Origin of the sequence: Pseudomonas iridis, assembly GCF_017980685.1 — a bacterium.
Classification (GTDB): Bacteria; Pseudomonadota; Gammaproteobacteria; order Pseudomonadales; family Pseudomonadaceae; genus Aquipseudomonas; species Aquipseudomonas iridis.
This window is the reverse complement of sequence record NZ_JACXXO010000001.1, coordinates 1,000,485-1,013,218: the sequence shown is the minus strand read 5'-3', so window position 1 is coordinate 1,013,218 and position 12,734 is coordinate 1,000,485. Positions and strand designations below refer to the sequence as shown.

Here is a 12,734-nt window from a genome sequence, read left to right as displayed (position 1 = left end):
ATGCTGTACGACACCCTGATTCGCAACGCCCTGATCATCGATGGCAGCAATACACCCGGCTATCGCGCTGACGTGGCGATTCTCAACGGTCGAATCGAGCGCATCGGCGACCTGCGCGATGCCCAGGCCACCGAAGCAATCGACGCTGCCGGCCGCGTGCTGGCGCCGGGTTTTATCGACGTGCACACCCACGACGACACCGTGGTCATCCGTCAGCCAGAGATGCTGCCAAAACTCAGCCAAGGCGTGACCACGGTGATTGTCGGCAACTGCGGGATCAGCGCTTCGCCGGTCAGTTTGAAAGGCAATCCGCCGGACCCGATGAACCTGCTCGGCACCGCAGCGGCGTTTGTTTATCCACGCTTCAGCGATTACCGCGCGGCGGTCGAAGCGGCCAACACTACGTTGAACGTTGCCGCGTTGGTCGGTCACACGGCGCTGCGCAGCAATCATCTCGACGACCTGTTTCGCACCGCAACCCCTGCCGAAATCACCGCGATGCGCGAGCAGTTGCGCGAGAGTCTTGAGGCTGGCGCACTTGGTTTATCCACAGGTCTGGCCTACGCCAGTGCCTATAGCGCCTCCACCGATGAAGTCATGCAACTGACCGAAGAACTGACGGCATTCGGCGCGGTGTACACCACTCATCTACGCAGCGAATTTGCCCCGGTGCTGGAGGCGATGGATGAGGCATTTCAGATCGGGCGCCACGCCAGGTCGCCAGTGATCATTTCCCACCTCAAGTGTGCCGGTGTCGGCAACTGGGGGCGCAGTCCGCAGTTGCTCGCCTCACTGGAAGAGGCAGCGAAAACCCATCCGGTCGGCTGCGATTGCTATCCGTATGCGGCGAGTTCCTCGACGCTGGATCTGAAACAAGTCACCGACGCCCACCGCATCACCATCACTTGGTCGACGCCGCACCCGCAAGTCAGCGGTCGCGAACTGATCGACATCGCCGCCGAATGGAAACTGCCGCTGCTCGAGGCTGCCAAACGCCTGCAACCGGCGGGCGCGGTGTACTACGGCATGGACGAGGCGGATGTACGAAGAATCCTCGCCCATCCGTTGTCGATGGTGGGTTCTGACGGACTGCCGGAAGACCCGTTCCCGCATCCACGCCTGTGGGGCGCTTTCCCACGGGTACTTGGACATTTCAGTCGTGACGTCGGACTGTTTCCGCTGCACACGGCGGTGCACAAGATGACCGGTCTGTCAGCGGCGCGGTTTGGCTTGAAGGAAAGAGGCGAGATTCGCGAAGGAAACTGGGCGGATCTGGTGTTATTCGATCCGGCGACCGTGCGCGATGTTGCTGATTTTCATGATCCGCAACGGGCGGCGCAGGGGATTGACGGGGTGTGGATCAACGGCGTTTTGAGTTACAGCGATGGTCAGGCGAATGGTCGAAGGGAAGGGCGGTTTCTTGCGCGCCAGGGCGATTTGCGCGACGGCTTTCGTTGACGTTTCGCGCAGTGCGTCACAGTAGTGGCACATTGCGACTAAAGAAAACCATCATCAAGCCGAAGTGCTGACATCCAGCCCGGCTACACTCTTGGGCCAACCAGTCAGGGAGCAACCCATGAGCTTCGGCAAAACCACCCCGATCCTGCGGATTTTCGATGAAGCCAAAGCCGTAGAATTCTACGTCGACTTCCTCGGCTTCAAGATCGACTGGCAGCATCGTTTCGAAGCGAACTTCCCGTTGTATCTGCAGGTGTCGCGTGGCGAATGCGTGCTGCATTTATCCGAGCATCATGGCGATGCCTCGCCGGGTTCGGCGTTGCGCATCGAGACCGATGAACTTGAGGCGTTTCAGCAGCAATTGGTGGCCAAGGAATACAAGTTCTCCCATCCGCAGATTCAGGCGACGCCGTGGGGTAGCCAGGACATGACTATTGCCGACCCGTTTGGGAATCGGTTGGTGTTTACCAATGCGATTTGTGTTTGAGCTGAAGAGCCCCTCACCCTAACCCTCTCCCGGAGGGAGAGGGGACTGATTGGGGGATGCTTGAGTCATACGCCGACCTGAATCTGCTTTGCTGAATCCATAATCGACTCGGACGGTCAGGTCGACGTAAAACGCCAGACACCTCGGTCGGCCCCCTCTCCCTCCGGGAGAGGGCTGGGGTGAGGGTAAAAATCGCAAGCCAAACAAAAAAGCCCGCTGCCCAACCACTACGGTCTGCCAGCGGGCTTTTTCGCTACTCGGTCGGCACTAATCTGTCCAGCACTCGGTTAACCGCCAGCTCTGCCAGCATCACCACCTGCGCGATGCCTTGCAGGGTTTTGCGGTGGGTGCCTTCCACCATTGCGACGTGGTTTTGAAGCATGACGGTGGCCGAGCCGAGCGTTTCACTGGCATTCACCAGCAGGGATTCGTTATCGGACTCGGGGCTGGCCATGTACAGCGCGTTGGGTTTGTAAGGCGCGGCCATGATTTCGGCGGTTGGTGGGCCGAGGTAGTGGTCGAGGGCGCGCTCGGCGGCTTCGTGGAGTTTCTTTGAATCGGGGGATTCGTAGGGCGAGGCCGGGTCGGTGACCGGCGGGTTTGGCGTTACTTTGAACATTTACCAGATCCTCATTGAGGGCTGGCCAACGCTTCTCTACTAAAAGAAGAGGAGGCAGCTGTGCGCAGGTTAGTAGACCGGGGATCTGGGAAACCGGCGCGCCCGAAGGCGCCCTGCGCACAGCCACCATAATGTTCAGGCAAGGCCTGTCGATCTGATGAGCTATACGCCCCAAACATGCCGGGCTACTAAACCCGATCACTGGAAATCAGTGACGGAATCAAGTTACCGATAGGCTCCAGGGCGCACAAGCCGGCGGATTCTGGCTTAGGCGTAGGCAGTGGCGCAAGGATTTGTGGGTGGTTTCGCGTAACGCTGAGTGTCCTTAAACGTCTGCGCTAAAAGATGTTTATTGCGATCGGAAATTGGGGATTTGCCTGTCGGTTTTTTGGTGCGGCCACTGACGCCATCGCTGGCAAGCCAGCTCCCACAGTGACCGAGTCGTACACAGAATTTGTGGTTCACCGAGAAACCTGTGGGAGCTGGCTTGCCAGCGATGAGGCCCGCGCAATCACCCCCGATGCGTCTGCCGAAACTCCCCTGGCGGCATCCCGCGCCGGCTCTTGAACGTGCGATGAAACGACCTCGGTTCGGTAAACCCCAAATACTGCGCAATGTCCTGAATCGGCAACGTGCTGTTCAACAGATAGTGCTCAGCCAACTCCTGCCGCAGATCATCCAGAATTTGCTGATAAGACGTGCCCGCCTGATGCAATTGCCGCTGCAACGTGCGCACCGACACGGCAAGGTGCTCGGCCACCTGCTCCTTGCGCGGCAGGCCCTCCTTGAGCAACTGACGCAAAATGCTCTTCACCTGTTGCGCAAGCGACGCATCCTCCAGGGTCGCCATCAAACCCATCGCATGCTCTTCCAGCGTGCGCAGCAATTGCGCATCGGCCTGACGCAAGGGCAACTGCAAATACGCCGGCGGCACAATCAACGCTGAATACGGCTGATCGAACAGCACCGGGCAATCGAAAAACGCTTCGTACTGCGCCAGCGTCACCTCGTCTGGGCACGAATGTTCCAGCCAGACTGCCGCTGGCGACATCTGCGTATCAGCAATCCAGCGCGCATATTGCAGCCACGAACCGAGGACGTTTTCCACCAGATGCCGACGAATCCGTGGGCGCTGATAACGGCAGGTCCAGATCAGGTGTACTTGGCCATCCTGCACCTCGGCGCGGCTGACGCCCATGTCGCCCACCAGTTTCTCGAACGGCATGATGCGGCTCATCGCATCGCCCAGGGTCGCGCAGTTCATGGTGATGTAACCGAGCACACTCCATGAATTGGGCAGCACAAAATTCGCGGCGTTGAGCCCGAACAGCGGATCGCCCGAGTGCTCGCAGAAATAATCGAGCAACTTTTCATGCGCCTCACCCGGCAAGCGCAGGGTGTTGTCGCTCAGCTGCTGCGCCTGCAACCCGGCCGCCGCCAACGCAGGCTCGATGGCCATGCCCAGTTGCTCGGCATGGCGCAGGTACTTGAGCAGCGGCGGAACGGAGGTGAAGCCGAGCGATTGCATGATCGTATTCCCTTGATCAAAGCGGGTATGAGCGGATGAATGCCTGAAAGGTAATTTGAAACCACGGCTAAAGTAAATGGCTGACGCTTGCGCGACGTTTGACTCAATTGGCTACACGAACTGGCCGGATGCGACCGTGACACTTTTCGGCCGCCGACTAGTATGGACGCCTGAAATATCGCTGATAAGAACCGAAAAAGGACACACGCATGCGACGCTGGAACGGCTGGGGAGATGCAACCACGGTGGTCGAACTGCCGGCCCAGGGCGCGAGTTTTCTCGCCGAACGGTTGGGCGACGGTCGAGCGCTGCCCGATGCGACGCTGGAAACAGCGCTGGTCCGCGTGCCTGAATCGCGGTTGCGGGCTCACACGTTGTACAGCGTCGACGCTCATGACCGGTTACTGCACGCTCGCGGCCAGAGCCTGCCGGATTGGCTGGCGTTACGCGAAGGCACATTGGGCCATTATCCCGATGCGGTGGCATTCCCCGAGACAGCCGAGCAGATTCGCCAATTGCTGGGGCTCGCCCATGAACAGGACCTGTGCCTGATTCCTTACGGCGGCGGCACGTCGGTGGCCGGGCACATCAACCCGCCGGATTCCGCGCGGCCGGTGGTGACGGTGTCGCTGGCGCGGATGAATCGTCTGATCGACCTTGATGAACACAGCCTGTTGGCGACTTTCGGCCCCGGTGCCAGTGGTCCGCAGGTGGAAAGTCAGCTGCGGGCACGGGGTTATACGCTGGGGCATTTTCCGCAGTCGTGGGAGCTGTCGACCTTGGGCGGCTGGGTCGCCAGCCGTTCCAGCGGCCAGCAATCGCTGCGTTATGGGCGGATCGAGCAATTGTTCGCCGGGGGCACGCTGGAAACGTTCGCCGGCCCACTGCAAATCCCCACGTTCCCGGCCTCGGCCGCCGGCCCTGATCTGCGTGAAGTGGTGCTGGGCTGCGAGGGCCGTTTCGGGATCATTTCCGAGGTCAAGGTGCGGGTCAGTGCACTGCCCGCCGATGAACGTTTCTACGGCGTTTTTCTGCCGAGCTGGAGCAAAGCGCTGCAAGCCATCCGCCAATTGGCTCAGGCGCGGGTGCCGCTGTCGATGTTGCGCCTGTCCAACGCGGTGGAGACCGAAACGCAACTGGCGTTGGCCGGCCATCCGCAGCAAATTGCCTGGCTGGAAAAGTACCTGAGCCTGCGTGGAGCAGGCGAGGGCAAGTGCCTGCTGACCTTCGGCGTGACCGGCAATCGTCGGCAAAATGCGCTGTCGCTCAGGCAAGCGCGGCAGCATCTCAAAGCCTTTGGCGGCGTATTCACCGGCACCTTGCTCGGCAAGAAATGGGCACAGAATCGCTTCCGTTTCCCCTACCTGCGCGAGAACCTGTGGAACGCCGGTTACGTGGTCGACACCCTCGAAACCGCCACCGACTGGAGCAATGTCGACAACCTGCTCACCCTCATCGAAAACAGCCTGCGCGATGCCTTGGCCGCTGAAGGCGAGCGGGTGCATGTGTTCACTCACCTGTCCCACGTTTACGGCGAGGGTTCGAGCATCTACACCACCTACGTGTTTCGTCCTGCGGCGGATTACCCCGCGACGCTGGCGCGCTGGCAGGCGCTCAAGCACGCGGCCAGCCAGACCATCGTCGACAACCACGGTACCATCAGTCACCAGCACGGCGTGGGCAAGGATCACGCGCCGTACCTGCTGCGCGAGAAAGGCGCGCTGGCGATGGACACCTTGCAGGCGCTGAGCCGGCACTTCGATCCGGCCGGGCGCCTCAACCCCGGCACGCTGTTGCCGGAATGACGGCCATGACTGCGCACTGGAACGCCGCGTGGCGCCAGCAGGTTTTGCCGACGCTGGCCGATGAAACCTGGGATCTGATTGTCATCGGCGGCGGGATCAGTGGCGCCGGAATCCTGCGTGAAGCCGCGCGCCGTGGCTGGCGCTGCCTGCTGCTGGAGCAGCGCGATTTTGCCTGGGGCACGTCCAGCCGATCGTCGAAAATGGTCCATGGCGGTTTGCGTTACATCGCCAAGGGGCAATGGCGGTTGACCCGCGATTCGGTGCGCGAACGTCAGCGCCTGCTCGACGAAGCGCCGGGGCTGGTCGAGCCGATGAGTTTCATGATGCCGCACTATCGCGGCGGCTTTCCCGGGCCACGGGTTTTGGGTGGTTTGCTTTCGGTGTACGACGCTCTGGCCGGGCGGCGCAGCCACCGTTTTCATGACGCGCAGCAACTGCGATATCTGGCGCCGGGGGTGAAGGAAACCGAACTGCTCGGCGGCACCTGTTTTGTCGATGCGCTGACCGATGATGCGCGGCTGGTGATGCGTGTGTTGAGCGAGGCGCGGGCCGACGGTGCGGTGGTGCTAAACGGCGTGCGCGTTGAGCATTTGCTGCGTGAGGACGGGCGCGTGCGCGGGGTTCAGGTTGAGGACTGCGAGGCTGGCGCGTCCCTGCAATTGCGCTGTGGCGTGCTGGCCGTGGCCACCGGCGCCTGGGCTGAACGGCTACGACCCGCCGAGGCACCACGGCAGTTGCGCCCGTTGCGCGGCAGTCATTTGTTGTTGCCGGGCTGGCGTCTGCCGGTGGCTCAAGCATTCACCTTTTTGCATGAGCGTGATCGGCGACCGGTGTTTGTTTTTCCGTGGGAAGGCGCGACAGTAGTTGGCACCACGGATTTGGATCATCACGAAAATCTGGATCAAAGCGCGAGCATCAGCGCTGAAGAACTCGACTATTTGTTGGCGGCTTGCACGCAACAGTTCCCCGGCGCCGAAGTGGTTGCCGCCGATGTGCTGTCGACCTGGTCGGGCGTGCGTCCGGTGGTCGGTGGCGCGGGGGCGAATCAAGACAAACCCTCGAATGAAACCCGTGAGCACGTGCTGTGGCAGGAACCGGGTTGCGTGACCCTGGCCGGCGGCAAACTGACGACGTTTCGCCCGCAAGCCATCGAAGTACTCAAGGCTTGCGCGGCGATGCTTGATCGGCCGTTTGATGATGACGCCGCGCCGGTGTTCGCCGCCGTGCCACCGCTGGCGATCCCCGGACTTGGCGCGCAGCAGTGGCGACGTCTGGCCGGGCGGCATGGCCGGGACCTGCCAAGGCTGGCGCAACTGTTCACGGAACTGGGTCACGACACGGTCGGCAACACCGACACCTTGTGGGCGGAACTGGCCTTTGCCTGCGAAGCAGAAATGGTCCTGCACCTTGATGACCTGCTGCTGCGCCGCACCCGATTGGGCCTGTTGCTGCCACGCGGTGGCGAAGATTATTTCGCCGCCATCCGCCAGATCTGTCAGCCGCGACTGGGTTGGAGCGACGAACACTGGCAGCATGAGTTACAGCGTTATCAGGCGTTGTGGCAACGCCATCACGGTTTGCCGGATGCCACGCCTTGATGCCCCTTGAAGAGAGCTCCATGGATAACCACCCGAACAAGCGCTACCTGTTGGCTATCGACAACGGCACCCAAAGCGTGCGCGCGCTGCTCTTCGATCTGCAGGGTAATTTGCTCGGTAAGGGCAAAGTCGAGTTGCAGGCCTATTACTCGACACAGCCGGGCTGGGCCGAGCAGGACCCGGAATATTACTGGGCGAAACTCGGCGAGGCCTGCCAGCAAGTCTGGGCACAAACCGGCATTGATCGCTCAGAGATTGCCGGCGTTTCCCTGACCACACAGCGCGGCACCGTGATCAATGTCGATGCCGAAGGCAAACCGTTGCGCCCGGCGATCCTGTGGCTCGATCAACGCCAGAGTGAGGTCGAAGGTGGAATAAAAGGGCCGTGGGGGTGGCTGTTCAAACTGGTCGGCGCGCAGGCCACCGTGGACCATTTTCGCGCCCAGGCCGAGGCGAACTGGATCGCTCGCCATCAGCCCGAAGTGTGGGCGGCGACCGACAAGTTTTTGCTGCTCTCGGGATTTCTCACCCATCGCTTGTGCGGGCGTTTTGTCGATTCGGTGGGGTGTTGCGTCGGCTACTTGCCCTTCGACTTCAAACACCTTAAGTGGGCCGCGCCGAGTGACTGGAAATGGCAGGCCCTGGCCGTGCGCCCCGAGCAACTGCCGACCCTGCACAAACCCGGTGAAACCCTCGGCTACATCACCGCGCAAGCCAGCCGCCACACCGGAATTCCCGAAGGGCTGCCGCTGATTGCTGCCGGGGCCGATAAGGCTTGCGAGGTGGTCGGTTCCGGCGTGGTCGATGCGAGCACGGTGTGCCTTTCTTACGGCACCACGGCGACGATCACCAGCACCCGCTCGCGCTATCTGGAAATCGTCCCGCTGATCCCGCCTTATCCGTCGGCGGTGCCGGATCAATTCAACTGCGAGGTGATGATTTATCGCGGTTACTGGATGGTCAGCTGGTTCAAGAACGAGTTCGGTTTGCGCGAGATGCAGCAGGCGAAAGAGCAGGGCATCGAGCCCGAGCAATTGTTCGATGCATTGGTGGATGCGGTGCCACCGGGATCGATGGGTTTGATGCTGCAACCCTACTGGTCGCCAGGCATCCGCGAGCCGGGCGTGGAAGCGAAAGGCGCAATGATCGGCTTCGGCGATGTGCACACCCGCGCGCATATTTACCGGGCGATTCTGGAAGGGCTGGCGTATGCCTTGCGCCAGGGTATGGAGAACATCGAGCGGCGTTCGAAGGTGTCGGTCAAACGGCTGCGTGTTGCTGGCGGCGGTTCGCAAAGTGATGCGGCGATGCAGCTGACGGCGAACATTTTTGGCTTGCCCGCCGAGCGTCCGCACGTGTACGAAGCGTCCGGCCTGGGCGCGGCGATTTGCTGCGCGGTGGGGTTGGGACTGCATGCGGATTTCCCCACGGCCATCGCGGCGATGACCCGGGTGGGCGCGGTGTTCATGCCGCAACCGGAGGCGCAAAAAATCTACGAGCAACTGTACAAAGAGGTCTACCTGCGCATGTATCGCCAGCTCAAGCCGCTGTACCAAAGCATCCGGAAAATCACCGGTTACCCCGCTTAAGAAAACACCGCAACCCCCCTGTAGGAGCTGCCGAAGGCTGCGATCTTTTGATGTTGATCTTAAAAAACAGGATCAAAAGATCGCAGCCTGCGGCAGCTCCTACAGGGGAGAGGGGCAAATTGCGACGGCGCTCATATGGCGCTATCGGAGACCTTTTCTGGTGAGATTGGACAGTGTCAGCGGCGGGGTCGGTTGTTAGGCTCATCCCCCACGGCATCTCCAATAAGAATCACAAGCAATGAAGCTGACATTCCTCCTGTTGCTGCTTTTTGCAACGGCCCCGAGCGCTTGGGGCTGGTCGAACCATACGGTGGGCAGCTACCTGGCGTTGCAGGATTTGCCTGCGTTGCGGGATGCGCCGCAAGTCGAAGTCGAGCCGCTGGAGCAGTTTCTCGCGCAGCAATACCCGGCCGTGGTTGCGCTGCTCGAGCAACAGGAACGCTTCGCCCGCGAGCACTTCGCCCAATACCCTGCGCGCCCCGACAATCTGCAAATGCCTGCCGTGCAGGGGCACAACCTGCGCCACGATTTCCTCACCGCGCTGCGCATCAATCCACAGATTCATCTGGCGATGGTGATCCAGCCTTTGCCGGGCAAGGATCTGCCCGAACGCGAACACCTCGGCGCCGAGCAAGTCATGGTCGAGCAGACGCTCTCGCCGTGGAATCGGCAGCGCTTCATCGTTGTCGCTGAAGGCGAAAAAGTCGCACCGCTTGCGGTGCTGGCCAGCGCTGCCGACGAACCGGATTACGGTCACGACATCAATCTGTTCAGCGACAACCCGGGCGAAGTCGGCGCGGTATACGGCTTCGGCCCGCAGCCTTTTGGCGATGCGCGGTTTCAGTACAGTTCCCAGGCTCCTTTCCACATGGGGTTCTTCCACGAGAGCCCGGTGGTGTATGCCGCTGCCGGTTTTCTTGAGCGCAGTTGGCCGCACTGGCGCGCGTATCAATACATGGGCCTGGCGCGGCTGGCGTTTGCCAGCGGCCATCCTTACTGGGGCTATCGCTTTCTCGGCTGGGGCCTGCACCACGTCCAGGACCTGACCCAGCCGTATCACGCCAAGCCGTTGCCCGGCGTCGATCTTGCCAGTCTTCTGCTGCTGGAAGGTAAGGCGCTGGCCGGTTTTGCGGGCGACAAACAGGCGTCAATCGAGCGTGTTGCGACGCGGCATATGGAGGTCGAGAAATACCAGACGACCTGGCTGCGACGCTTGCTACGCGCCGGGCAAGCGCATCCGATGCTCGACGCTTACACCGATTTTTCCCAGGACAAACAATATCCACCGTACTCCGTGGACTACCTGCGCGAGGTGGTCAGCGCCGAGTCTGTTGATGACTCCGCCGCGTTCGATGAAGCCATCGGCCAATGGCTGGAAACGGCGCCGGTCACCAATGATTTCAGCAGCGGCAATCAGTTGCGCCGGGAAGATTTCGACCATCCGGCACTCAATCAACAGCTGTTCAGACTGCTCGGCCATTTCGGCGCGCACAGCCGGATTTATATCAGTGCGGGACTAGCGCCCTAGCCATCGCGGCAGGACCAAAAACAATAAAAAACAGGGAAGGAGGAAGAGATGATCAACACTCGATTGCGCCTGTCTGGTGCGGTGCTACCCGGTGTCGGCCTGGCAGGGCTGCTGCAACTCTGCGCGGTCGACGGGGTGCAGGCCGCCGAGTTCAGTGTGCTGGATAAACAGGTCACCGGCTCGTTCGACACGACCTTGTCCTATGGTCGCTTGTGGCGGGTGCAGGGGCGCGACAAAACCAACGATGACGTCAACACCAACGACGGTAATCGCAACTTCGACACCGGGCTGGTTTCCGAGGTGTACAAGATCACCTCAGAGCTTGAGGCCAACTATCAGAACTACGGCTTGTTCGTGCGCGGTACCGCGTTCTACGACACCCAACTGATGGATAAACGCAACGATTACTACCGCAACAACAATCCGTCACAACCGAGCCAGAGTTACCCGCAGGACGACCGCTTCACCAGCCAGACCCGCGACATCGCCGGCACCCGGATCGAGATGCTCGACGCTTACGTCCACGGCAGTTGGGACGTCGCGCAGATGCCGGTGACGGCGCGCGTCGGCCGTCAGGTGTTCAACTGGGGCGAGGGGATTTTCTATCGCGGCGGCATCAACACCACCAATCCGGTGGACGCGGCCAAGTACCGTTTGCCCGGCGCCGAGGTCAAGGAAGTGCTGGTGCCGGTGGAGGCGCTGAGCTTCAACATCGGCCTGACTGACAGCCTGACCCTGGAGAGTTTCTACCAGACCAACTGGAAGGAAACCCGTATCGATCCGGTCGGCACGTTCTACTCGCAAACCGATCTGTTCGCCGACGGCGGCAACACCGGCTACAACGATTTCAGCGGCACCGCTCTCGACACACCCGTGCCAGGATTTGGCAACGTCATCGGTCTGTACAGCGCATTGGGCAACAACCCGCTGCTCGGCCCGGTCCTGCAATCCACCGGGCTGTACGCCAACGGCGTGACCCCGGCATACGGCAATACGCTCAAAGTGGCGTCCGTCGGCAAGGACTACAACGCGCGCAACGACGGCCAGTTTGGTTTTGCCTTTCGCTACATCGCCGAACAGCTCAACAGCACTGAGTTTGGCCTGTACCTGGTTAACTACCACGCCAAGGAGCCGACCATTGCGGCGGATCTGGGTGGGTACAACGGCATCGACATGAACGCCCTGACCAACCTGTTGGCCGGTGTCGCCGGCAGTCAGGCCGGGGCACTCGCCGATGGTCTGGCCACGGCGGATGTGATGGGCAACATTCAGGCGCATCGGCGCTATGCCGAAGACATCCGCATGTACGGTTTCAGCTTCAACACCACGTTGGGCGAGGCCTCGGTGTTCGGTGAAGTGGCTTATCGGCCAAACCTGCCCATCGGTGTTGCGGCCACCAACGACCTGATCGGCGATCTGGCCAACGGTGCGGCTGCGGCGGTAACGGGCCAGTCGATCAATGTCGGCGGGCAAATGGTCACCCTCGACAGCCAGATCAACAACGCCGAGCGCGTTGAAGCGTTCAATACCTCGCTGGGCACCATCTACAACTTCGGTCCGACCGGGTCGTTCGACTCGTTGTTCGGCATCTTCGAACTGGCCTCCGAGCACCTGCGCGGCAGCAACCTGCAATACACCGCTTTCGACGGCAGCAATCGTTACTACGCCGGCACCGGTAACTATTCCTATGTGTCCGGCGGTGAGCGTGACGATCAGGTTAACCGCGATTCCTACAGCTACACGGCGATGCTCAACGGCACGTGGAACGACGTCTACGCCGGGGTCAACGTCTCGCCGTACGTCGTCTACAAGGATGATTTCAAGGGCAACAGCTATCAGGCCGGCAACACCATCGAAGGTCGCAAGGCCTACACGCTGGGGATCAAGGCCAACTACCAGAACAAGCTCGAGGCCGAGTTGCAGTACACCGAGTTCTACGGCGGCGGGCAGAACAACGGCATTCGCGATCGCGACAACGTCGGGTTCAACCTCAAGTATTTCCTTTGAAGGCTACACACAGCCCCTGTGGGAGCGAGCCTGCTCGCGAAGAGGTCGGCACATTCAACATCAATGGTGGCTGACCCACCGCTATCGCTGGCAAGCCAGCTCCCACAGTTTTCTG

The 12,734-nt window shown here is 61.0% G+C and carries 9 protein-coding genes; 7 read left to right on the top strand and 2 right to left on the bottom strand.

The genetic code is table 11. The annotated features are described in order from the left end of the window. Both IEQ42_RS04795 and IEQ42_RS04790 read left to right on the top strand, forming a co-directional pair. Positions 1–1,458, top strand: a complete 1,458-nt coding sequence (locus IEQ42_RS04795) for an N-acyl-D-amino-acid deacylase family protein (protein WP_210702719.1) — start codon at positions 1–3, stop codon at positions 1,456–1,458. A 118-nt stretch (positions 1,459–1,576) separates the two neighbouring features. Further along, complete coding sequence (locus tag IEQ42_RS04790) at positions 1,577–1,945, top strand: glyoxalase superfamily protein (protein WP_150595137.1); 369 nt, start codon at positions 1,577–1,579, stop codon at positions 1,943–1,945. A gap of 253 nt (positions 1,946–2,198) precedes the next feature. On the opposite strand, the gene IEQ42_RS04785 is transcribed toward IEQ42_RS04790, so the two are convergent. Both IEQ42_RS04785 and gliR read right to left on the bottom strand, forming a co-directional pair. Further along, a complete protein-coding gene (locus IEQ42_RS04785) occupies positions 2,199–2,564 on the bottom strand; it encodes a DUF6124 family protein (RefSeq protein WP_210702718.1) in 366 nt (121 codons plus the stop codon). A 511-nt stretch (positions 2,565–3,075) separates the two neighbouring features. Next, the gene (gene gliR, locus IEQ42_RS04780; RefSeq protein ID WP_042557556.1) at positions 3,076–4,092 is read right to left on the bottom strand and encodes an AraC family transcriptional regulator GliR; all 1,017 of its coding nucleotides are present in this window, start codon (positions 4,090–4,092) and stop codon (positions 3,076–3,078) included. A gap of 209 nt (positions 4,093–4,301) precedes the next feature. On the opposite strand from gliR, the gene IEQ42_RS04775 reads away from it, so the two are divergent. From IEQ42_RS04775 to IEQ42_RS04755, 5 genes are all read left to right on the top strand, one after another. Beyond that, the gene (locus IEQ42_RS04775; protein WP_210702717.1) at positions 4,302–5,897 is read left to right on the top strand and encodes an FAD-binding oxidoreductase; all 1,596 of its coding nucleotides are present in this window, start codon (positions 4,302–4,304) and stop codon (positions 5,895–5,897) included. A 5-nt stretch (positions 5,898–5,902) separates the two neighbouring features. Continuing rightward, complete coding sequence (locus IEQ42_RS04770; RefSeq protein ID WP_210702716.1) at positions 5,903–7,495, top strand: glycerol-3-phosphate dehydrogenase/oxidase; 1,593 nt, start codon at positions 5,903–5,905, stop codon at positions 7,493–7,495. A 20-nt stretch (positions 7,496–7,515) separates the two neighbouring features. Then, entirely contained in the window at positions 7,516–9,084 is a 1,569-nt protein-coding gene (locus IEQ42_RS04765) for an FGGY-family carbohydrate kinase (protein WP_210702715.1), read from the top strand. Positions 9,085–9,322: 238 nt separating this feature from the next. Further along, positions 9,323–10,612, top strand: a complete 1,290-nt coding sequence (locus tag IEQ42_RS04760; RefSeq protein WP_210702714.1) for a phospholipase C/P1 nuclease family protein — start codon at positions 9,323–9,325, stop codon at positions 10,610–10,612. Positions 10,613–10,660: 48 nt separating this feature from the next. Then, the gene (locus tag IEQ42_RS04755; protein WP_210701325.1) at positions 10,661–12,619 is read left to right on the top strand and encodes a DUF1302 domain-containing protein; all 1,959 of its coding nucleotides are present in this window, start codon (positions 10,661–10,663) and stop codon (positions 12,617–12,619) included. Positions 12,620–12,734: the final 115 nt, after the last annotated feature.